At 71.7% G+C, this 21,294-nt stretch carries 18 protein-coding genes and 1 pseudogene; 8 read left to right on the forward strand and 11 right to left on the reverse strand.

Annotated features, from left to right (window positions below):
- The first annotated feature begins 101 nt into the window (after nt 1–101).
- Nucleotides 102–1,322 carry a serine/threonine-protein kinase gene (locus ACIQWA_RS03265; RefSeq protein WP_402477447.1) on the forward strand — a complete coding sequence of 407 codons (1,221 nt, stop codon included), beginning with the start codon at nt 102–104 and terminating at the stop codon, nt 1,320–1,322.
- Nucleotides 1,323–1,791: 469 nt separating this feature from the next.
- On the opposite strand, the gene ACIQWA_RS03270 is transcribed toward ACIQWA_RS03265, so the two are convergent.
- The 3 genes from ACIQWA_RS03270 to ACIQWA_RS03280 form a co-directional block, all read right to left on the reverse strand.
- Entirely contained in the window at nt 1,792–2,082 is a 291-nt protein-coding gene (locus ACIQWA_RS03270) for a hypothetical protein (RefSeq protein ID WP_402477450.1), read from the reverse strand.
- Between the two features lie 97 nt (nt 2,083–2,179).
- Nucleotides 2,180–3,190 (reverse strand): AraC family transcriptional regulator, encoded by a 1,011-nt coding sequence (locus tag ACIQWA_RS03275; RefSeq protein WP_402477452.1) that lies wholly within the window; start codon nt 3,188–3,190, stop codon nt 2,180–2,182.
- Nucleotides 3,191–3,246: 56 nt separating this feature from the next.
- A complete protein-coding gene (locus tag ACIQWA_RS03280) occupies nt 3,247–3,792 on the reverse strand; it encodes a helix-turn-helix domain-containing protein (RefSeq protein WP_402477453.1) in 546 nt (181 codons plus the stop codon).
- A gap of 86 nt (nt 3,793–3,878) precedes the next feature.
- On the opposite strand from ACIQWA_RS03280, the gene ACIQWA_RS03285 reads away from it, so the two are divergent.
- The 5 genes and pseudogenes from ACIQWA_RS03285 to ACIQWA_RS03305 all read left to right on the forward strand — a co-directional run bounded on the left by ACIQWA_RS03285 (nt 3,879) and on the right by ACIQWA_RS03305 (nt 7,146).
- On the forward strand, nt 3,879–4,742 hold the full coding sequence (locus ACIQWA_RS03285) for an alpha/beta fold hydrolase (RefSeq protein WP_402477455.1): 864 nt from the start codon (nt 3,879–3,881) through the stop codon (nt 4,740–4,742).
- Complete coding sequence (locus ACIQWA_RS03290; RefSeq protein WP_402477457.1) at nt 4,742–5,338, forward strand: DUF1707 domain-containing protein; 597 nt, start codon at nt 4,742–4,744, stop codon at nt 5,336–5,338. The genes ACIQWA_RS03285 and ACIQWA_RS03290 overlap by 1 nt, the downstream gene beginning before the upstream one ends.
- 143 nt (nt 5,339–5,481) lie before the next feature.
- A pseudogene (locus ACIQWA_RS03295) lies at nt 5,482–5,721 on the forward strand (transposase domain-containing protein); the annotation flags it as partial.
- Between the two features lie 76 nt (nt 5,722–5,797).
- Nucleotides 5,798–5,935, forward strand: coding sequence for a hypothetical protein (locus tag ACIQWA_RS03300; RefSeq protein WP_402477898.1), 138 nt, complete (start codon nt 5,798–5,800; stop codon nt 5,933–5,935).
- A gap of 53 nt (nt 5,936–5,988) precedes the next feature.
- Entirely contained in the window at nt 5,989–7,146 is a 1,158-nt protein-coding gene (locus tag ACIQWA_RS03305) for an IS701 family transposase (protein WP_402477876.1), read from the forward strand.
- A 523-nt stretch (nt 7,147–7,669) separates the two neighbouring features.
- Here ACIQWA_RS03305 and ACIQWA_RS03310 read toward each other — a convergent pair.
- Nucleotides 7,670–8,776, reverse strand: coding sequence for an FAD-dependent oxidoreductase (locus ACIQWA_RS03310; protein WP_402477461.1), 1,107 nt, complete (start codon nt 8,774–8,776; stop codon nt 7,670–7,672).
- 153 nt (nt 8,777–8,929) lie between these two features.
- Here ACIQWA_RS03310 and ACIQWA_RS03315 point away from each other — a divergent pair, with 153 nt between their 5' ends.
- A complete protein-coding gene (locus ACIQWA_RS03315; RefSeq protein ID WP_402477879.1) occupies nt 8,930–9,511 on the forward strand; it encodes a TetR/AcrR family transcriptional regulator in 582 nt (193 codons plus the stop codon).
- A 78-nt stretch (nt 9,512–9,589) separates the two neighbouring features.
- Here the strand turns inward: ACIQWA_RS03315 and ACIQWA_RS03320 are convergent, their stop codons facing one another.
- The 6 genes from ACIQWA_RS03320 to ACIQWA_RS03345 form a co-directional block, all read right to left on the reverse strand.
- The gene (locus ACIQWA_RS03320; RefSeq protein WP_402477464.1) at nt 9,590–10,288 is read right to left on the reverse strand and encodes a hypothetical protein; all 699 of its coding nucleotides are present in this window, start codon (nt 10,286–10,288) and stop codon (nt 9,590–9,592) included.
- Nucleotides 10,289–10,424: 136 nt separating this feature from the next.
- Complete coding sequence (gene rbsD, locus ACIQWA_RS03325) at nt 10,425–10,814, reverse strand: D-ribose pyranase (protein WP_402477467.1); 390 nt, start codon at nt 10,812–10,814, stop codon at nt 10,425–10,427.
- Nucleotides 10,811–11,740, reverse strand: a complete 930-nt coding sequence (locus tag ACIQWA_RS03330) for a ribokinase (protein ID WP_402477470.1) — start codon at nt 11,738–11,740, stop codon at nt 10,811–10,813. The genes rbsD and ACIQWA_RS03330 overlap by 4 nt, the downstream gene beginning before the upstream one ends.
- Before the next feature lie 97 nt (nt 11,741–11,837).
- Complete coding sequence (locus tag ACIQWA_RS03335; RefSeq protein WP_402477472.1) at nt 11,838–13,784, reverse strand: substrate-binding domain-containing protein; 1,947 nt, start codon at nt 13,782–13,784, stop codon at nt 11,838–11,840.
- Nucleotides 13,774–15,294: a sugar ABC transporter ATP-binding protein gene (locus tag ACIQWA_RS03340; RefSeq protein ID WP_402477474.1), complete on the reverse strand. Its 1,521-nt coding sequence runs from the start codon at nt 15,292–15,294 to the stop codon at nt 13,774–13,776. Before ACIQWA_RS03340 ends, ACIQWA_RS03335 begins: the two co-directional genes overlap by 11 nt.
- The gene (locus ACIQWA_RS03345) at nt 15,291–16,397 is read right to left on the reverse strand and encodes a LacI family DNA-binding transcriptional regulator (protein ID WP_402477476.1); all 1,107 of its coding nucleotides are present in this window, start codon (nt 16,395–16,397) and stop codon (nt 15,291–15,293) included. Before ACIQWA_RS03345 ends, ACIQWA_RS03340 begins: the two co-directional genes overlap by 4 nt.
- Before the next feature lie 384 nt (nt 16,398–16,781).
- On the opposite strand from ACIQWA_RS03345, the gene ACIQWA_RS03350 reads away from it, so the two are divergent.
- Entirely contained in the window at nt 16,782–19,577 is a 2,796-nt protein-coding gene (locus ACIQWA_RS03350) for a beta-L-arabinofuranosidase domain-containing protein (protein WP_402477478.1), read from the forward strand.
- A 1,025-nt stretch (nt 19,578–20,602) separates the two neighbouring features.
- On the opposite strand, the gene ACIQWA_RS03355 is transcribed toward ACIQWA_RS03350, so the two are convergent.
- Entirely contained in the window at nt 20,603–20,959 is a 357-nt protein-coding gene (locus ACIQWA_RS03355) for a beta/gamma crystallin domain-containing protein (RefSeq protein WP_402477481.1), read from the reverse strand.
- Between the last annotated feature and the right edge of the window lie 335 nt (nt 20,960–21,294).

A 21,294-nucleotide genomic window follows, 5' to 3' on the forward strand; every position in this document is an offset into this window, starting at 1 on the left:
GACTTGTGGGTATCCGATCCTACTGGCACCCGACGCCAGGACTCCTCCGGAGGCGGAAGGCCATAATTGCGCATGCCAGGGCTTGAGGAGGCGCGCGGCAGATGACACTCGGGGTGGACGGAATGAGACGGATCGGCCACTACACGGTTGAACGTGAATTGGGTGCCGGCGGGATGGGGACCGTCTACCTCGCGCGGTCGCGTGGAGGCCGTGCGGTGGCCGTCAAGGTGGTGCGGCCCGAACTCGCGACCGATCCGCACTTCCGGGACCGCTTCCGAGCCGAGATCGCGGCGGCCCGGAAGGTCGGTGGGTTCCACACCGCGCCGGTGGTGGACGCCGATCCGGACGCCGAGACGCCCTGGCTCGCAACGGCCTACGTCCCGGGTCCCACGCTGTCCGGGCTGCTCGCCGCCGAGGGGCCGATGGACGAACAGCGGTTGCGCCTGCTGGGTGCGGCACTGGCGGAGGCCCTGCAGGCGATCCATGCCTGCGGCCTGGTCCACCGTGACCTCAAGCCGGGCAACATCATCATGGCCGAGGACGGACCGCGCGTGCTGGACTTCGGTATCGCACGAGCCGTGGCGTCCACCCGGCTGACCGTCACCGGTGCGGCCTTCGGCACCCCCGGATTCCTCGCCCCGGAGCAGGCACAGGGCCGCGAAGTGGGCGGTGCCGCTGACGTGTTCGCGTTGGGTGCGGTCCTGGTCGCTGCTGCGGGCGGCAGCGCTTTCGGAACCGGTACGGCCATGGAGTTGATGTACCGGTGCGTCTGGGAGCCGGCGGATCTGTCGTCGCTCCCCCAGGGCCTGCGCCCGGTCGTCGAGGCCTGCCTGGCCAAGGATCCGGCCCAGCGCCCGTCACCCGACCAGCTGTTGGACCTGTTCGCGTCGCCGACAGCGGCGCCCTACGTCCCCACGGCGGTCGTCACACCGGTGCAGGGGGCGGAGGCGAAGGCCTCGATGGCGTCCGTACCGCCCTTCCGCCGGGAACCCTCGACCTGGGGCGCCGACTGGATCGGTGACGACGTGGCCTTTGTGGCCGAGGACCACAGAAGCGGGATCGTCATCGGTGGGCGTGGCGTCACGATCGACTTCGAGGGCCAGCGCGTCAGACTCGCTTGGGGCATGATCCGAACGGTCGAGTACGAGGCCGATTCCGCGACCTGGCTCAAGATCAGTGTCAGCTGTCGGTTCGGCGCCGCGTACCACTGTCGGGTGGACGCGCTCCGAACCTCCCGACTCCACGATTGGATCCGGGAGCTGGAGCCGGTCCTCGACCGCTACCTCCACGCGCGAGGCGACCGGGCGACCGCGGAGGAGTGATCGCGAGACTGAGACGGCATGCCCTTGCTGACGGCGACGGTGGCGAGTTCGTCGTCGACGGCCTCCACTCCATGTTCCAGGGCGTATTCGAGGGCCTTGATCGCGACCTCCCGACTGTCCCTGAGGTACTCGGTGTACTGCCCAGCGCACACGCCACCACGGCGACCGCCCCCCGGGACGGCCGCCCCCAGCGGGGGCCCAGCGGGCCCGGGACGACGGCGCGGGCAAGGTGGGCACGGCGGCCAGCAGCACCAGCCACCCGGCAGCTCCACCCCATACGAAGCCGAACACCGGACCGTGCCAACTCTCGCCCGACCCCAACAGCACAACCAAAGGTCCCGGGCGGCCGGGTCCTGCTCGGCCAGCGCGGGGTCCGTGCTCTTCACCCTGGTGCGGAACAGCTCGCGGTAGGCGGTGAACTTCGCGGCGACCCGCTGCGGCGCCATGGTGGAGCGGTCGACCTCGACCATCAGCACCGGCGCCCCGATCTCCGGGGCCTGGAGCACACCGCGTCCGGGCGGACCTTACGCCGGCCGCCCGGCAGCAGGAACTCGACCGCGGTCGCCCAGTCGGTCACGGTGCCGACCCCGCCCGCGGCGCCGGACGCGGTGCCGCCCAGGACGACCGCGGCGATCGTCTCGTTGACCGCCATCGGATGCGGCGCGCCGGCAAGCAGACGCGGGGAAGGGTTGCCCAGCCCAATGACCTGGCAACCCTTCCGTTTCTGCCATGCCGGGATCGTGAAGTCCCAGGACTCCACCAGTCCTCTCGTCCGGTGGGCCGCTCGGCCTGGTGTCAGCCGCGCTGGATCCGTCGGAGGTCATGGCGCCCGCCGCGCCCCTCCGTACGTTCCGCGGCTACGCGCCGTCGGGCCCGGCCAAGGCCCGGTGGCGGTGCTCACGCGGCGAGAGCCCGTAGGCGTTCCTGAAGGCCCGGCTGAACTCGGCGGCCCCGGGGATGCCGCAGCGGGCGGCAACGACGTGCACCGGCACGCTGCGCAGCGCGGGGTCGGCCAGTTCGCGGTGGGCCTTCCCCAGCCGTTGGGTGCGGATCGCCGCAGCGAGGGTCTCGCCCTGCGACTCGTGGGTGAAGACGCGGTGCAGGTGGCTGACGGAGATGTGGTGGGCGGCGGCGATCACGGCCGGGGTCAGGCCGGGGTCGTGGAGGTTGTGCCGGATGAACGCCCGGATGCCCTCCATCAAGGCTCGGCGCCGGGCTTCCTGGGGAAGTGCGGGGACGGCGTCGAGTTCCTGGGCGACCCAGGCGGCGACCAGGTCGACGACGACCGTCCCGAGCCGGGAGGCCTCCGCCGGCCGCAGGCTGTGGGCCTGGCGGCCCAGCCCGCGCAGGAAGTCCGTGAGCAGCGCGCCCGAGCCGGAGTCCGCGGCCAGTGACCGGCCGAGGAGGCTGCGCACCAGGCGGTGCGGCACCGGCAGCAGGGACTGGGGGATGTCGATGCCCAGTCCCGCCACATGGGCGTCCTCGGCGCCGGTGCCGGCGAGCCGGACGTCGTAGGGGGTGGTGCTGTCCGTCAGCCACAGTTCGCCGGGCCTGGGTCTTTCCCGCTGGTCATGCCCGCGCTTCATCACCGCCGCGCCGCAGGTCATCACGGTCAGGTGGTAGAGCTCCGGGCCGTGCGAGCGCCGCACCATCCGTTCGTTGCGCACGAAACGGGCCGAGCGGAACGACGTCCAGAGCATCGTCGCCGCCCCCAGCTCCGACCGCCGCAGCTGCGCCTCGAAGCTGTCCGCGTGAGCGCTGGTCGCCTCGCACTCCCGCGTCCGTCCTATCAGGTCCCGCCAGACCTCGAAACGCTCCTTCGCCGACAAGCCCTCGTCCCACCGGCCCCCCGTGGCACCGACCGCCATCTCCACCCCTCCGGAAGACACTCCCCCGCCGATCCGGCAGGGCTCCCCCGCCGACATCACGACGGGTCGTCCGGAGCGACGCCGGTGGGGAAGCGGATCGGGCTGAGCAGGTACGGCCTGCGCCCGGGTGCCGGTTCGTTCGCCAGGTAGGGGCCGAGGACGGCGAGCAGGTCGCCCGTCATCCGCCCGAGTTCCTCCGGGTCCAGCCACAGCGTGCCCTGCCGGTAGGAGACCCCGTCGGCCACCGGGTCGGCGTCCTCGCGGTCGAGGTAGGCGTTGAACTCGGCGATCAGGACGGCCATGGCGGCGGCGAAGCCCCGGCGGTGGTCGTCGGGCGTCATCGCGGCGGCGTCGGCGGTGCCGACGGAGGGGCGGTCCCGGCGCAGCCGGTAGTACCGCTCGACGGTGCCACGCACGCGCTGTTCGTCGGCGACCTCCAGGAAGCCGGCCTCGGTGAGTACGCCGACGTGCCGGTACATGGTCACCTTCGGGACCTCGGGCATGCGCGCGCACAGCTGGGCGGTGGTGAGGACCCGGTCGCCGGCGAACGCGTGCACGATGCGCAGCCGCACTGGGTGGAGAAGCACGTCGGTGGTGTCCATGGGCTTTACGATTCCACATTCGGCACTATTATCGGAAGTGGAAATGATGGCGATCCGTAGGTGATCGACGGCGATCGGAGGGGGACATGCGCCAGTCGGCGGGACGGGCGGTGCCGGTGAACGGCCGGTCCGTGTACGTGGAGGAGTCCGGCACCGGCCCGGACCACGCGGTGTTCGAGGCGGGCGCGGGCATGGGCCGCACCTGCTGGGATCCGGTGCTGCCGCTGCTCGCGGACCGCGCGCGCCTCGTGGCGTACGACCGCGCCGGCGCTGGTCGCAGCGGCCGGACGGAGGGCCGGCCGGGCATCGACGACCTGGCCGCCGACCTGGTCGCGCTGACCGGGGCGGTCGTCCCCGGCCGCTTCGTGCTCGTCGCGCACAGCATGGGCGGCCTGGTCGCACGCCGGGCCGCGGAGGCGCTCGGGCCAAGGCTGCGCGGGCTGTTGCTGCTGGATCCGACGGCGGAGACCGCGCCCGTCTACGACACCTTCGACCGGACGGTCGCCCAGGTCGACCGCACCATGGCCGTGATGCAGGCGCTCGTCCGGTTCCGCCCGCTGGCCCGCCTCGGTAGCGGGAGCGTGCGCCGGGCGTTCCCCGCGGACACCTACGCGGCGATGCTGGCCGAGGACCTCGTCCCGGCGGGCATCGCGCAGACGAGGAAGGAGGTCAAGGCCGTGGCGGAGGCGATTCCCCGCTTCCGCGCCGAGCCGCCCGCCCCGCCGTCCTGCCCGACCGTCCTGCTCTCGGCCTCCCGCCCGCAGCCGGGGAGGGCGCGGCACCACGCCGGACTCGTCGAGCACCAGCGCCGGTTGGCCGAGTCGCTGCCGGACGGCCGGTTCGCGCCGGTCGACTCGGGCCACCTCGTCCAGGCCGAGCAGCCGGCCGTCGTCGCCGCCCGCGTGCGCGAGCTGCTCGGCGCGTCCGAGACGGGCGAGGAGGCCCGGTGATGCACGAGCTCCACGACAGCACCCCGGCCCTGCGGGTCTCCGACGCCGACCGCGAGCGCGCCGCCGCCGTCCTTCGGGAGGCGGCGGCCGACGGCCGGCTCGCCACCGGGGAGCTCAACGAGCGGCTGGACCTCGTCTACGGCGCGCGGACGACCGGCGAACTGGCGGCCGCCGTCCGGGATCTCCAGAGACCGCAGGGCGGGCCGACGGCGGCCGAGGACGTCGGCGTGCTGAGCGACTTCGCTCGCCGCGGCCCCTGGGTGGTGGGCGCCGAGTACCGTGCCACGGCGGTCGTCGCGGCGGGCGTGGTGGACCTCCGCGAGGCCCGGTTCACAGGCCCGGAGACGACGATCCGCGTGCAGGCGTGGATCGGCACGGTCCACGTCGTCGTCCCCGAGGGCGTCGAGGTGTGCGTCGAAGCCACCAGAATCCTGGGCGACTTCCACCAGGACCGCGAGACCGCCCACCACCCCGCCGCGCGCCGGATCACCGTCATCGGCACCGCCGTGTGCGGCAGCGTGTTCGTCGTGCACGACCTCCCGCCCGCCCAGGAACGCCGCCTGCGCAAGCGCGAACGGCGGGGCCTCCCGGGCTAGCGGCAACGCCGTGTAGATAGGGCCTCGGGCGGCTGAGTCAAGTCGCCTGAAATGGGACGGAGCTCCTGCTAGAACCGTGTCGACCAAGATCACTGTTCGGTAGGAGCTCCGTGGATGCTCAGTCTGTCATCTCTCGTGAGGTTGTGGTTGCCGCTGGGGCGTTCGCGCCCGGCCATCTCGGGGAGTTGACCCGGGTTGTTCCGTTCGAGATGGTCGACGAAGCGTTGACGCAGACCGGCAGGATGCAGGCCCGGGTGAGGGACCTGCCGTCGCGGGTGGTGGTGTATCTACTGCTGGCCGGGTGCCTGTTCCCCGGGCTGGGCTGGCGGCAGGTATGGCAACGGCTGACCGCCGGCCTGGACGGCCTGCCGGTCGCCGACCCGACCGCCAGCGCTCCCCGCACCACCGCTCCGGACCCACCAGGGCCCGCCCCCTCACCGAGGGGGCGGGCCCTTTCGCGTGCACGAGCTGCGCACCGCGCTGTCCCGCTACGGCCTGCCCGGCGATCGCGAGCAGTTCGAGCAGGACCTGGCCGCCGCCCTCGACAACTCCCCGATCGGTGACTTCGCCGCCGTCGCCGAGGTCGCCGCCACCTAGTACTGCAACGGTGCTTACCGTGACGGTTGTTGAGTTCGCTCGTTGGGCTGTTTATGGGTGGGGACATATCCGAGGTTGATGTTCGTCGCTGGTCGGACGGGCTGGCTGGGTTGCATGAGCGGTTTGCTCACCGGTTCGCGCGGAGCGAGTCGCGGGAGTCGGCACTGGCCTACATGCGGGGCCTGCTGGCGCCGTTGGAGCGCAAGAACGGGTGGACGGTGGCCGAGGAGGCCGGTCACGGCGGCCCGGACCGGATCCAGAGGCTGCTGAACCGCATCGACTGGGACGCCGACGGGGTACTCGACGACGTGCGCGAGTACGTCGTCGAGCACCTGGCGGATCCGGGCGGCGTGCTGATCGTGGACGACACCGGCTTCCTGAAGAAGGGCATACGGTCGGCCGGCGTCCAGCGGCAGTACTCCGGCACCGCCGGCCGCACCGAGAACGCCCAGGTCGGAGTCTTCCTCGCGTACGCGAGCATGCATGGCCGGACCCTGATCGACCGGGCGCTCTACCTGCCGAAGTCCTGGACCGACGACCGCGAACGCTGCCGGGCCGCGGGGGTGGGCGACGGAGTCGAGTTTGCCACCAAGGTCCAGCTCGCACGGGCGATGGTCCGCCGCGCGATCGACGACAAGATCCCCTTCCGTTGGGTGACTGCGGACGCCGGCTACGGCTGCAGCAAGGGCTGGCGCTACGAGCTGGAGCAGGCCGACATATTCCACGTCGTGGCTACCACCAGCCACGACACGGTCGTCACCCGGCGGGCCGTGGACCATCGGCTGCACGACCTGGTCGCCGACCTGCCCCGGCAGAAGTGGAAGCGCCGCTCATGCGGGGAAGGTGCTCACGGCCTGCGGATCTACGACTGGGCACGCGTGGAGGTCCGGCCCTGGCATCGCCCCGACCGCAAGCACTGGGTCCTGGCCCGCCGCAGCACCAGCGATCCCACGAAAGTCGCCTACTACATCGCCTACGCGCCCGCCGACGCCACACTCAACGAGCTGATCGTCGTCGCGGGCGCCCGGTGGGCGAACGAAGAGTGCTTCCAAACCGCGAAGGGCCAGTGCGGCCTGGACGACTACCAGGTCCGCCGCTACACGGGCTGGTATCGACACATCACCCTCGCCATGGCCGCCCACGCTTACCTGACCGTCCTGCGGGCCCAGCACCTCGAAAAGGGGCCAGAGCGGCTCGAACGCCAGACCTGATCCCACTCACCGTTCCCGAAATCCGCCGGCTGATCACCCATCTCACCCGGCCTGTTCGCCGCAGCATCGACCACGTCCTGCACTGGTCCCGCTGGCGCCGCCGACGCCAGCACCAGGCCCGGATCAGCCACTACAAAAGACGAGGCTACAGTCCGAAAACTGAAGCATCGTCACAGTAAGCACTGTTGCAGTACTAGCCCGGCGAGGCGTGGAGCGCCACAGCGAAACCGCTCTAACGCGGGGGATCGGCCCACTGCCCGCAGCCCTCATCCATCGCCCGACCTCCACGTGCGAGTACGCTTCGAGAGCGCAGGACACGGCACTGACAACTCGCCTCGGAGGATAGAGAGATGGCGACAATGCGCCACCTCCCCTACGGGCTGCCATACGATCGAACCGAATCAACCCGCACCCTCTGACACCAATCGCCGCAGCTCAGCAAGCATCGACCCCGCACTCGCGGGGGTTGCTCCCACGCCACCCAGGGGAGTTCACCCTATCGCTCGGGGCCGGCGGGGTCAGCTCAGCGGGCCGCGGGGACGAGGTGGTCGAGGCCCCGGGCGCTGCCCGTCGCGGCCTCGGTCGAGCGTGGCAGCATGACGCGCTCGTAGGCGCGGACGGCGTCGGCGACGCTGGATTCGGTGACGAGGGCGTGGGCGAGGTCGGCGCCGTCGAGCATGGCGAGGTTGGCGCCCAGCCCGACCGGGGGCATCAGGTGCGCGGCATCGCCGAGCAGCGTCACGCCGGGCACGTGCGCCCAGGTGTGCGGGGCGGGCAGCACGTGCAGGGGCCGGTTGACGAAGCCGTGGTCGCTGTCGCGCAGGATCCGCAGCAGACTGTCGTCCCAGCCGTCGAACATCTCCAACAGGTGCTCCTGCACGGCCCGTTGGTCGCCGAGGTCGAGTCCGGCGGCCGCGTGCCAGTCCTGCGGCTCGCGCAGCGCGAGGTAGCCGCGGATGTGGCCGTTGCTGTTGCGCTGGGCGACCAGGGTCCGGCCGAGGCCCTTCGCCAGCAGCGATCCGTTGCCGACCAGCCGGGCGAGTTCGGGGTGGCGGGTGTCGCACTGGTCGAAGCCGGTCTCGACGAAGGTGACACCGGTGTAGTGGGGCACCGCGGGCGACAGGGCCGGGCGGACCCGTGACCAGGCGCCGTCGGCACCGACCACCAGGTCGAACTCCTCGGCCGTACCGTCACCCAGGACCAGCCGGCAGGTGCCGCCCGCCAGCGGGGTGACCCTGGTGACGGCACGGTCCCACCGCACCGTGCCCGGGGCGAGCGAGTCCAGCAGCAGGCCGCGCAGCTGGCCGCGGTCGATCTCCGGACGGCCCCCGCCTGCGGTCGGCCCTCGCTGCGTGAGGAGGGCACCGGTGGCATGGTCGAGCACGCGCCACTCGTCGCCCTCGGGGCGCGCGAGGGCATGGAACCGGTCGAGCAGGCCCGCCGACCGCAAGGCGGCCTGGCCGGTGTCGGCGTGCATGTCGAGGGTGCCGCCCTGCGGGCGGGCGTCGGCGTCGGCCTCGCGTTCGAACACCGTGACGGCGCGGCCGTGTTGCTGCAGGACCCGGGCGCAGGTCAAGCCGCCGAGGCCGGCGCCGACGATCGCGATGCGAGGGTCACGGGCAGAGGGCATGGGTGTGTCCTTCCGGTGGTGGGTGGGTCCCGGTGGTGGGTGGGTCGCCGGGCGGCCCGACACCACCAAGAAAGCACACTCGCTAAATAAGTGCAATGACTACACTTTCGGAGTGGATGCACTTCGGGCTATGGTGGTCGAGTGACCGAAGCGATGGGGCGCCGCGAGCGCAAGAAGGCCCAGACCCGCCAGGCCCTGGCCGACGCCGCACTCGAACTCTTCCTCGAACGCGGCTACGACCAGGTCGGCGTCAAGGACGTCGCCGATGCCGCGGACGTCTCGGTGACCACCCTGTTCAAGCACTTCGCCGGCAAGGAGGCGCTGGTCTTCGACCAGGACGACGACCTGGAAGCGGCCCTCGTCGCGGCCGTGCGCGAGCGGCCCCCGGGTCGGTCGATCCCGCAGGCGCTGCGCGAGCACCTGCTGCTGCACCAGACCCGGTTCGCCGTCCACGCCGCCGACCCGCGGTTCGCCGACTTCACCCGCCTGGTGCAGGAGACCCCCGCGCTGCGTGACTACTCCCAACGGATGTGGACCCGCCATGAAGCGGCCCTGGCGCGGGCCGTCGCGGAGGCCGTGGGCGCACCCGAGGACGACGTCAGCTGCGCCGCCCTGGCCCGGTTCGCCCTGGCGGCCCGCAGTCTGATCCTGCAGCACCCCGAACCGCGCCGGGCTGCCGACGAGGCGTTCGCCCTGCTCGAACAGGGCTGGGCAGTCTCCCATCCGAGCAACTGACCCGGTCTGCGATCGCCTCGAAGCCCGCCGGGCGGCGGTACCGGGGGTCAGGTACCCGGGGGCTCAGGTACCGGGAGGTCAGGTGGCCGGGAGGCCGTTTGCCATCTCCCGGAAGCGGGCGGACGGGCGCATCATGCCGTTGTCGCCGACGTTCAGGTTCTCCAGCCAGCCGTCCCGGTACCAGAAGATCGACGAGGTCAGCGGCGCCGGATCGTTGGCCTGGAGCTGCTTCGACAGGTCGATCATGAAGCGGATCGCGTTCAGCGACGAGCCGCTGCGGATCGGCGCCGCGCAGAACGCGTTGCTCGTCGGCAGGGTGACCAGGGCGCCGTGGGGCAGTTCGACCCCGCCCAGGACGTTCTCCAGCCGCAGGGCCTGGGCCGCGCCGGGCCACACGCCCATCCCGTTGACGGCGTAGAGGACGTCGCCGTTCGTCGCATTGAAGGACTGCCGGTTGAGCTGCTCGGTGGCCAGATTGGCGAAGGCCCGTTCCCAGAGCTCGGCCCGGCTGAGGCTCCACTGGTCGGCGGCGTGCTCGGCTATCGACAGGGCCTCGGTCGTCCCGCCCCGCTTCCCGCCGTTCACGCACAGGACGACCGACAGCTCGTCGTCGATCTGCCGGGCCATGGGGTCGGGGCCCAGTGTGCGGGTCGGGGCGACCAGGAGCCGAAGCCGGTCCCGGACCTCGAGGACCGAGATCCCGGCCAGCGCCTTGCACGGGCCGTGCTCGTCGCACAGCGGCTTCGGTAGGTTCTTGCGACTGCCGAACAGCGGCATGGGTGGTTCCCCCGGGGGTCATTGTGGTGGGTCGGACCAAGGCCCCAGCATCCCATCGGAGTTCGCCGACCGTCTCACGGATCGTCCGATTCCCGGAAACGCGCAGCCCGCCCAGCAGCCCGTCGTCGAAGGTCGATCAGAAGAACACCCCGCACCGCAGCAGCACGTTCGCGTACGGCCGGGCTTCCCCGGTCCGCACCACCAGGCGCGCCCCCGCACTCAGCTCCTTCAGCGTTTCGTGCGGTACGTAGGCCAGTTCGGTGAAGGAGCCGGCCAGCAGCCCGTCTGCGGCGGGGTTCGCCTCCCGTACCTCCTGCGCCGCGAGCGCCCCCTCGATCACCAACTCGTCGAGCAGCCCGGCCAGTACGTCCTCGAACGACGGGATCCCCGCCCGGAAGGCGAGGTCGACCACCCGGGGCCCGTCCGGAATCGGCATCCCCGCGTCACAGACGAGCACCTGGTCGCCGTGCCCCAACTCGGCGACGGCGCCGGCGAGATGGCGATTCAGAATCCCGCCCTTCTTCACCGCGCCTCGACCTCCTCGGCGGTGGGGAAGGACTCCTGGGCCCCCCGCCGCGTCACGGCGACGGCGCCCACCCGGGCGGCGTACCCGGCGGCCTCCGCGAGCGAAGCGCCCGCGCCCAGCTTCCAGGCCAGTGCGGCCGTGAAGGAGTCGCCGGCACCCGTCGTATCGACGGCGTCGACCTTCACCGACGCGACCCGTACGGCCTCCTCCCCGGCGGAGGCGACCAACGCTCCCTCCGAGCCGAGCGTCACCACGACCGATCGGGGCCCGCTCGCGAGCAACTCCCGCACCCACGCGGCGGGATCGTCGCCCGAGCCGGAGTCGCCGATGGTCCCGTCGCCCAGGATCACCCGGGCCTCGTGCTCGTTGACGATCAGCGGGTCGCAGGCCGCCAGCACCTCGGCCGGCAGCGCCTGCGGCGGGGAGGGGTTCAACACGAACCGCGTGCCGGACGGCAGTTGCCGCACGACCTCCACGACCGACTCCAACGGGATCTCCAACTGCGTCGAGACCACCCGAGAGGCGCGGATCAGCGGCTCGGCGGCCCGGACGTCCTCCGGCGTGAGCCGCCCGTTCGCACCGGGCGACACCACGATGCTGTTGTCCCCCGACGGGTCGACGGTGATCAGCGCGACGCCGGTCGGGGCCCCGCCCACCAGGACGCCCTCCGTGTCGACCCCCGCGCTGCGCTGCGACTCCAACAGCAGCCGCCCGTTCGCATCGTCCCCGACCCGCGCGAGCAGCGCTGTGCGCGCCCCCAGCCGCGCGGCGGCAACCGCTTGGTTGGCCCCCTTGCCGCCGGGATGGACGGCGAGGTCCGACCCGAGCACCGTCTCCCCGGCCCCGGGCCTGCGCTCGACACCGATCACGAGATCGACGTTGGCCGACCCCACGACCAGCACGTCGTAGTCGTACGTGAAACCCATGAAACTCCCCAATCAGGACATCCGAAACTCAGGAAATCCGAAACGAGGCGGCCGGAGCCCCGCTTCCGCGGGCACCCCGGCCACCCCGTTCCCCGTCTCAGCCGCTGAACCCGGCCACGGTCTCCTTCGTGACCACCTTCACCGGCACCTTGACGGTCTCCTCGACCTTCTCCCCCTTGATCGCCTTGACCGCGTTGTCCACGGCGATCTTCCCGAGCTGCGACGGCTGCTGGGCCACGGACGCGTACAGCGCCCCCTGCTCGACCGCCTTCAGCCCGTCGGGAGTTCCGTCGAAGCCGACGACCTGCACGGATTCGCCGGCCTTGGACCCGAGCGCCTTCACCGCGCCGAGCGCCATCTCGTCGTTCGCGGCGATGACGCCCTGGACGTCCGGGTGCGCCTGGAGCAGGTTCGACATGACGTCGAGCCCCTTGGTCCGATCGAAGTCGGCCGGCTGCTGCGCGACGACCTCGATCCCCGGGTACGCCTCCAGCCCCTTGGCGAAGCCCTCCGCCCGCTCCCGCGCGGCGGAGGTACCGGCCAGCCCCTGGAGGATCACGATCTTCCCGCTGCCGCCGAGCTTCTCGGCGACGGCCTTCGCCGCCTGCTCACCCCCGGCGACGTTGTCGGAGGCGACCAGTGCGTTCACATCGGCGTTGTTGACGCCGCGGTCGACGGCGATGACCGGGATCCTCGCCTTGCCCGCGGCCTGCACGGAGTTGCTCGCCGCGTCGGAGTCCACCGGGTTGACGACGATCGCCGCGAGCTTCGAACTGGTGAAGTTCTGCAGCTGGTTGGCCTGCTGCGAGGCGTCGTTCTGCGCGTCGGTGACGGTCAGGTCCACCCCCAGCAGCTTCGCCTCGGCCTGCGCACCCGACCGGATCTGCACGAAGAACGGGTTGTTGAGCGTGGAGAGCGAGAGGCCGATCTTCCGGGTGCCGGCCTTCGGATCGCCGTGCAGGAACGAGGTCGCAGCCACGATCGCCACCGTCACGACAGCCGCGATCCCGTACGTGGCGGCCTGCTTGCCCCTTCCGCCGCCGGGCGCCCCGATCGCCGTGGGAGTGGCCCCGGCCTTGCGCCGCACCGTGTCGAGCAGCACCGCCAGGGCGATGACGACACCGATGACGACCTGCTGCCAGAACGCGGAGACGTTCAGCAGGTTCAGCCCGTTGCGCAGCACCGCGAGGATGAGCGCGCCGATCAGCGTCCCCGACGCCTTGCCGGTACCCCCGGCGAGGGAGGCGCCGCCGATGACGACGGAGGCGATGGCGTCCAGCTCGTACCCGGTGGCGGCCTGCGGCTGCGCGGAGGAGAGCCGGGAGGCCAGGACGACACCGGCGACCGCGGCGAACACCCCGGACAGCGCGTAGATCACGAGCTTCTGCCTGGGCACCCGCAGACCCGAGAGCCGGGCCGCCTCCTCGTTGCCGCCGATGGCGTACATCGAGCGGCCGATGTACGTACGGCCGAGGACGAACGCCGTGACGAGCCCCATGGCCACCATGACGAGCACCGGCACCGGCAGCCACCCGCCGAGCGTGTCACCCAGGTGGGAGACGGAGGCCGGGAACGCGATCGGCGATCCGTCCGAGATCACCAGTGCCAGGCCACGCCCCACCGACAGCATCGCGAGCGTCGCGATGAACGGCGGCAGCTTGCCGTACGAGACCAGGAAGCCGTTCACCAGGCCGGCGGCCACACCCGTCGCCAGTGCCAGCAGCACCGCGACGGCCACCGGCACTCCGTGCGCCGTGGCGCTCCACGCCAGTACGGTCGCCGACAGCGCGGCCACCGACCCGACCGACAGGTCGATGCCCGCCGAGACGATCACGAAGGTGACGCCGAAGGCGAGGACGGCGGTCACGGCCGCCTGGACGCCGACGTTGAGCAGGTTGTCGGTGGTGAGGAAGTCGCCCGACAGCGCCGACATGGCGATGACGAGGGCGATCAGCGCGGTCAGCGCGCCGTTGTCGAGCAGCAGACGGCGCACCGCCGCGGCGCCACCGGCGCCCGTACCGCTCTTGAGCGTTTCAGCGGCCACGGGGGGCCTCCAGTTCGGTAGTGGGATTGCTCACGGCCAGCGACATGACCGCGTCCTGCGTGGCCTCGTCGGCGGACAGCTCGCCGGCGATCCGGCCCTGGGCCATCACCAGCACCCGGTCGCTCATCCCGAGCACCTCGGGCAGATCGCTGGAGATCATGAGGACGGCGGCCCCGGCGGCCGTCAGCTCGTTGATGAGCTGGTAGATCTCGACCTTGGCGCCGACGTCGATGCCGCGCGTGGGCTCGTCGAGGATCAGCACCCTGGTGTCGGCCAGGAGCCACTTGCCGATGACGACCTTCTGCTGGTTGCCGCCGGACAGCGTGCGCACCTGCTGACCGAGCCCGGCCATCCGTACGCCGAGTTGCCCGGCGATCCGCGCGGCGGCGTCGTGCTGACCCCTGAGGTCGACGATTCCGGCCCTGGTGGCGGACTTGAGGGTGACGAGTCCGAGGTTCTCCTCGACCGACTGGTCGAGCACCAGCCCCTGGCCTTTGCGGTCCTCGGGCACCAGCCCGATTCCCGCGGTCATGGCGGCGCCGATGTCGTGCCGCTTCAGGGAAGCCCCGTCGACGCGGACCGTACCGCGGTCGTACGGGTCGGCCCCGAAGACGGCCCGGACCACCTCGGTACGACCCGCCCCGACCAGCCCCGCGACGCCGACGACCTCGCCGGCGCGCACCTCGAAGCTGACGTCGTGGAAGACACCGTCCCGGGACAGTCCCTCCACGGACAGCAGCGCGGCGCCCGGGACAGCCCGCTCGCGCGGGTACTGCTGCTCGATGGACCGGCCCACCATCAGCCGTACGAGCTCCTCCTCCGGTGTGGAGGCAGGCACCTGTCCGACCGACCTGCCGTCCCGGATGACCGTGACCCGGTCCCCGAGGGCGGCGATCTCCTCCAGATGGTGCGTGATGAAGACGATCCCGACGCCGTCCTCGCGCAGTCTGCGCACGATCACGAACAGCTTCTCGACCTCCTCGGAGGTCAGCACGGCGGTCGGCTCGTCCATAATCAGGACCCGCGCGTCCAGGCTCAGCGCCTTGGCGATCTCGACCATCTGCAGGCGGGCGATGCCCAGTTCGCGCACCCGCGCCCGGGGCGACACGCTGACGCCGACGCGCTCCAGCAGCTCCGAGGCGTCCGCCTCCATCCGCTTCCGGTCGATCACCCCGAACCGGCGCGGCTGACGTCCCAGGAAGATGTTCTCGGCGACCGTCAGATCGGGGACGAGGTTGAACTCCTGGTAGATGGTGGCGATCCCGAGCCGCTCGGAGTCCTGCGCACCGTGGATGCGGACCTCCTGACCACCGACCAGGATGCGGCCCTCGTCGGGCGTGTGGGCACCGGAGAGCATCTTGATCAGGGTGCTCTTGCCCGCGCCGTTCTCACCGAGCAGCACATGGACCTCGCCCCGCCGCAGGTCGAAGTCGACGCGGTCCAGCGCGACCACCCCGGGGAAGGTCTTCCGAACGCCCTCGATGCGCAGCAACTCGTCCGCGTCGCTCACGACTGGCTCCTGTTCGTCACGGGGGCCTCGGTTACGGGGGCCTCGGTCACGGGTGTCCCGGTCACGGGCGTCCCGGTCACGGGCGTCCCGGTCACGGGCGTCCCGGTCACGGGGCTCTCGCCGCACGAGCGGCGAACGACGAGACGGGCGGGGAGCGTCACGGATCGCGGCGCCCGCCCCTCGATGCGGTCCACGAGCGCGCGCACGGCGGCCCGGCCCAGCTCGCCCGTGGGCTGGGCGATCGCGGTGATCGGCGGGTCGGTGTGCACGAACCAGGGGATGTCGTCGAACGCGGCGAGCGCGATGTCGTCCGGTACCCGCAGGCCACGGGCGCGGACGGCGTCCAGGGCGCCCAGCGCCATCAGGTTGTCCGCCGCGAACACGACCTGCGGGGGCTCGGCGAGGTCGAGGAAGCGCTCGGTCGCCCGTCGGCCGCTGGCGGCCTGGAAGTCACCCTGGCCGATGTACCGGTCCGGCAGGTCGAGGCCGCACTCCGCCAGCGCCTCGCGGAACGCCGCCACCCGCTCCTGCCCGGTCGTGGTGGCCGCCGGCCCGGCGATGATCGCCAGCCGCCGGTGCCCCAGCCGGCGCAGGTGCGCGACGAGATCCCGCACGGCACCCCGCCCGTCCGCCCGCACCACCGGCACGTCGACGCCGGGGATCCACCGGTCCACGAACACCATCGGTGTCCCGGCCCGGGCGGCGTCCAGCATGAGCGGCGACCCGCCGTCGGTGGGCGAGACCAGCAGCCCGTCGATACGGCGGTCCAGCAGCGTCCGTACGTGGTGGTCCTGCAGTTCCGGCCGCTCGTCGGCGTTCCCGATGATCACGCTGTACCCCAGCGCCCGCGCCTCTTCCTCCACGGACCGTGCGAGCTCGGTGAAGTACGGGTTCAGCACGTCGCTGATCACGAGGCCGAGCGTGTGGGTCTGATCGGTGCGCAGCGACCGCGCCACGGCGTTGGGCCGGTACCCGAGCGCTGCGACGGCGGCCAGCACCCGCGCCCGCGCGTCCGCACTCACCGAAGGGTGCTCATTCAGGACACGCGAGACAGTGGCGACGGACACGCCTGCCTCGGCGGCGACGTCCTTGATGCTCGTCACAGCCGCCCCACCTCCTCGTGGAATCGATTACATCAACGCGTTCCGACGATTGGAATCGATTACATGCGCGCAGGGCAAGCCCTGGACAGGTGGCTGAAACCTGATCGTGATGAACGCCGGCCGCCCAGGCAGCCACCCGCGGCGGGAATCGGGCGCGCAGGAGGCAAGCCCCAGGCCCCCCGCCTGGGGCTGGCCCGTCATCCGCCGGCGGCGCCCGCGTTCACGCCGTCTACCGGTCTATTGACACGCTAATTGTGAGCGTTAACACTCTTGCAACAAGCGGGCGTCGCACCAAGCCCCGCTGGGCGGCGACGTGCGCTTGTGCGAAGGACTACGGCCGCTGTACTCCCCCGCTTCCTTCTCCCGCACACGATGGAGTTCGCCATGCCGGCTCACCCCTTCAGCCGCCGTGCCGCGTTCAAGGCGACCGGCGTCGCGGCCGTGGCCGCAGCCGCCGGCCCCGCCCTCGGTCCCGGCCCCGCCCTCGGTCCCGTCTCCGCCCTCGGCCCCGGCCCAACCCTCGGCCCCGGCTCCGCCCTCGGTCCCGTCTCCGCCGCGGCGCAGACGGCCCCGGCCAGGTCCGACGTCGGAGTGTCGACGCTCCCGTTCGAGCTGGGTCAGGTCCGGCTCACCAGCAGCCGCTGGCTCGACAACCAGAACCGCACCCTGGCCTACCTCCGCTTCGTCGACGTCGACCGCCTGCTGTACAACTTCCGCGCCAACCACCGGCTCTCCACCAACGCCGCTGCCGCGAACGGTGGTTGGGACGACCCCGGGTTCCCCTTCCGGACCCACGTGCAGGGCCACTTCCTCTCGGCGTGGGCCCAGGCCGCCGCCGCGCTCGGGGACACCACCTGTCGGGACAAGGCCGTCCGGATGGTGGCCGAACTCGCCAAGTGCCAGGCCAACAACGCCGCCGCGGGCTTCTCCGCCGGCTACCTCTCGGGCTTCCCCGAGGCCGACTTCGCCGGCCTCGAAGCGGGCAGACTGAGCAACGGCAACGTCCCGTACTACTGCGTCCACAAGACCATGGCCGGCCTGCTCGACGTGTGGCGCCTCCTGGACAACACCCAGGCCCGCGACGTGCTCCTCGCGCTCGCCGACTGGGTCGACCGCCGCACCGCCGCGCTCGGCTACGGCACGATGCAGTCGGTGCTGGGCACCGAGTTCGGCGGAATGAGCGAGGTGCTGGCCGACCTCTGCCAACAGACCGGTGACACGCGCTGGCTGACCACCGCTCAGCGCTTCGACCACGCCGCCGTCCTCGACCCGCTCGCCGCGAACCTGGACCAGCTCAACGGCCTGCACGCCAACACCCAGGTGCCCAAGTGGATCGGGGCCGTCCGCGCGTACAAGGCCACCGGGACGACCCGCTACCGCGACATCGCCGCCAACGCCTGGGCGATCACCACCGGCGCGCACAGCTACGCCATCGGCGGCAACAGCCAGGCGGAGCACTTCCGGGCCGCGAACGCCATCTCCGGCTACCTCACCGACGACACCTGCGAGCTCTGCAACTCCTACAACATGCTCAAGCTGACCCGGGAGCTGTGGCAGCTGAGCCCGGACCAGGCCTCGTACTTCGACTTCTACGAGAAGACGCTGCTCAACCACGTCCTCGGCGCCCAGAACCCGGCCGACCCGCACGGCCACATCACGTACTTCAGCTCCCTCAACCCGGGCGGCCGCCGGGGCAAGGGCCCGGCCTGGGGCGGCGGCACCTGGAGCACCGACTACGGCACCTTCTGGTGCTGCCAGGGAACGGGCGTCGAGTCCAACACCAAGTTGATGGACTCCGTCTACTTCCACGACGGCACCACCCTCACGGTGAACCTGTTCCTCCCGTCCGTCCTGGACTGGACCCAGCGGGGCATCACGGTCACCCAGACCACCGCGTTCCCGACCGAGGACACCACGACGCTCAAGGTCACCGGCAGTGTCGGCGGGACGTGGTCCCTGCGCGTGCGCATCCCCGGGTGGACCTCGGGCGCCGTCGTCAGCGTCAACGGCGTCGCGCAGAACATCGCGGCCACCCCGGGCACGTACGCCACCCTCACCCGGTCCTGGGTCTCCGGCGACACCGTCACCGTGAAGCTCCCCATGCGGGTGGCCCTCCAGGCCGCCAACGACAGCCCGGGTGTCGCGGCGATCACCTACGGCCCCGCCGTCCTGGCCGGCAACTACGGCAGCACCGCGCTGTCCGCCCTCCCGGCCCTGGACCCCGCCACGATCACCCGGACCAGCAGCACCGCCCTCGCCTTCACGGCCACCGCCGACGGAGCGAGGGTCGACCTCGGCCCGTTCCACGACGCCCAGGGCTTCAACTACACCGTCTACTGGCGGACCGACAGCGCGAGCTTCCGTCTGGTCAACGCGGCCAGCGGACTCGTCCTCGGCATCCAGAACATGTCCACCGCCGACGGCGGCCTCGCCCTGCAGTGGCCCGACACCGGCACCGCCGACCACAACTGGGCCCTCGTCGTCGACGGCACCGCACTGCGGCTGCGCAACGCCAACAGCGGCAAGGTCCTCGGCGTGCAGGACATGTCCACCGCCGACAACGCCCCGATCCTCCAGTGGGCCGACACCGGCACCGCCGACCACCGGTGGACCGTGGTCGACGCCGGCAACGGCTACCACGAGCTCCGCAACGTCCACACCGGCAAGCTGCTCGGCATCGCCGGAGGCTCCACCGCCCAAGGCGCCGCCGCCGTACAGCTGCCCGACAGCGGTGCCGCCGCCGGCCAGTGGCAGTTCGCCCCCGTCGGCGCCCGGCGGATCCAGAACGTCGCCAGCGGACTCCTCCTCGGCATCCAGAACATGTCCACCGCCGACGGCGGCCTCGCCGTCCAGTGGGACGACAACGGCACCGCCGACCACCTCTGGACGGCCGTCCTCGACACCGGCGGCTACCTGCGGCTGCGCAACGCCAACAGCGGCAAGGTCCTCGCCGCGGAGAACGGCGGCACCGCCAACGGCACCCGGATCGTCCAGTGGGCCGACAACGGCGCCGCCGACCACCGGTGGCGCCTGCGCCACGGCGGTGGCGACACCTTCAGGATCCAGTGCGCCGCCGGCGGCCGCGTCCTCGGCATCTCCGGTGCCTCCACCGCCTGGGGAGCGCAGGCCGTGCTCTGGGACGACAACGGCACCAGCGACCACCTGTGGCGGTTCGTCTGATCCGGCGTCGGGTTCCGCGCTCGCCGAAGGCCGGCCGATCGCAGCCGGATCCCGCGGCACCAGGGCGACTTGCACGCCCGGGCGGGGGACTTCGGGGAGGCCGGGGTGACGTACCGGGAGAGCCTCGGACACCTCGGTCCGCAGGACGGGACACGACTGCGAGCGATCGCATCCTTCCGGCTCGCCAATCTGCTCAGCATGATGACCGATCGGACCGGTGACGCCCCACCGCTCTACGAGAAAGGCCCTGGAGACCAGCCGGAGTAGGGGAGCGGTAGCGTACGGCGCCCCCCAGCCCAGCCGCGCGAGGCCGCGATCCCGCCCAGCCGGTCCGTCGCGGCGCCCCTCGCCAGGGGCGCCACGACCGTCCACCACCGGACGGCTTTGTGCCACCACCTCGGGATCAGCCGGATTGGCTCCTCGTCCCCGCCGGCCAACCCCTCCTAGCCCGGCAAGGCGTGGAGCGTCACGGCGTAAGCCCCCTAAGGCGGGGATCCGCCCCGCGCTCGCGGGGCGGATCCCCGCCTGACGAACCGAGGCCATGCAGCAGGAGTCGGCCCCGGCGGCGTACGCGTCGCGGATGGAGAAATCCCCGCGCGTGTCCGACACACGCAAACCAAACACGGCCCGAACCGGTGCCAACGCTGTCCCGCTGCTCACGGGAGGGCCAGCTTCGAGAAGGTGTCCATCCGCCGGCGCATCGACCGCCAGGGCGCCGCCCGGGCCTCGCCGCCCGCGCCATCGACGGCCGCGTGGAGCGCGCCGACACCCGCGCCGGGCGCTGGTCCGGCCACGCCCCGGTCGCGGTGGCCTGCGGCCTGCGACCTGGACAGCTGACCGGCATGCGGCCGCGGGAGCACAGGTCGGTGCCGGCCGCGCCTGGGGGCGGGGCCGGCAGCGGTGGGCCGGGGTGGAGCGGATTTACCGCACGGAAGATTCGATGGCGATGCAAGTCCCGGGGGCTGCGGGGAGTTGCGGTGGTGCGGGCGGGGAATTTCCGTTCGGGGCCCGCTCCGGCGGTTTCGTCAGAGGATCCGGATGGAGTTCACCTTCGGCGGGCGGTTCGGGTACGAGATGTCGGTCCAGCGGTTGACCCGCACCGAGTCGCCGTTGGCGTCGGAGTAGATCAGGTCGTTGTTCCCCGTGGAGATGCGGTCGACCCACCACCCGCCGAAGTTGATCGACCCCGCGTTCGCGTAGCAGTCCACGCTGTCGCGGCCGTCGAGGTGCGACCAGATCTTCAGGAAGTCATTGCGGTTCCCGTCGCACGGGATGTGGTCGATGGCGAAGGCGCTGCCGGACGGCACGGCCACGGTGAGGGTGGCCGCCGCGGCGAAGGCCAGGGCCATCGAGCTCGCGGCCTTCTTCGCTTTCGTGAACATGGATGCTCCTCAGTCGGATGGAATGACGAATCGGAGTCCGCTGCGCAACGAGCTTCCGTTGCGTCGTACTCGATCAGTATCCGGACCGGGTTTATGAGGGTCAATCGAACAGGCCTTGGCCCAACCCGTTCTCGGTCATTTCCACGAGGATTTTCCGCGAGGCGTGGGGCCGTGGTTGGTCCGGTGCGTCGCGAGGGGCTCCGGGGCCGGACTGACGGGTCGTCGGCCCGAGGTCGCCCGGTGGCCGCTCTGACGTGGGGTGACGGCCGGGCCGGCGAGCGGGCCCGCCAGGGGCCGGGGGCACGTGGCCGGGAGAAGGGGGTGCGGGTGGCGTC

The sequence above is a fragment of the Kitasatospora sp. NPDC098652 genome, from assembly GCF_044760155.1.
Taxonomy (GTDB): Bacteria; Actinomycetota; Actinomycetes; order Streptomycetales; family Streptomycetaceae; genus Kitasatospora.

Bases quoted from the DNA above. Each gene is read 5' to 3' on its own strand.
- ACIQWA_RS03265 (WP_402477447.1), top strand. From the start codon at position 102: ATGACACTCGGGGTGGACGGAATGAGACGGATCGGCCACTACACGGTT.
- ACIQWA_RS03275 (WP_402477452.1), bottom strand. From the start codon at position 3,190: ATGGCGGTCGGTGCCACGGGGGGCCGGTGGGACGAGGGCTTGTCGGCG.
- ACIQWA_RS03280 (WP_402477453.1), bottom strand. From the start codon at position 3,792: ATGGACACCACCGACGTGCTTCTCCACCCAGTGCGGCTGCGCATCGTG.
- ACIQWA_RS03285 (WP_402477455.1), top strand. From the start codon at position 3,879: ATGCGCCAGTCGGCGGGACGGGCGGTGCCGGTGAACGGCCGGTCCGTG.
- ACIQWA_RS03290 (WP_402477457.1), top strand. From the start codon at position 4,742: ATGCACGAGCTCCACGACAGCACCCCGGCCCTGCGGGTCTCCGACGCC.
- ACIQWA_RS03305 (WP_402477876.1), top strand. From the start codon at position 5,989: ATGGGTGGGGACATATCCGAGGTTGATGTTCGTCGCTGGTCGGACGGG.
- ACIQWA_RS03310 (WP_402477461.1), bottom strand. From the start codon at position 8,776: ATGCCCTCTGCCCGTGACCCTCGCATCGCGATCGTCGGCGCCGGCCTC.
- ACIQWA_RS03315 (WP_402477879.1), top strand. From the start codon at position 8,930: ATGGGGCGCCGCGAGCGCAAGAAGGCCCAGACCCGCCAGGCCCTGGCC.
- ACIQWA_RS03320 (WP_402477464.1), bottom strand. From the start codon at position 10,288: ATGCCGCTGTTCGGCAGTCGCAAGAACCTACCGAAGCCGCTGTGCGAC.
- ACIQWA_RS03330 (WP_402477470.1), bottom strand. From the start codon at position 11,740: ATGGGTTTCACGTACGACTACGACGTGCTGGTCGTGGGGTCGGCCAAC.
- ACIQWA_RS03350 (WP_402477478.1), top strand. From the start codon at position 16,782: ATGCCGGCTCACCCCTTCAGCCGCCGTGCCGCGTTCAAGGCGACCGGC.
- ACIQWA_RS03355 (WP_402477481.1), bottom strand. From the start codon at position 20,959: ATGTTCACGAAAGCGAAGAAGGCCGCGAGCTCGATGGCCCTGGCCTTC.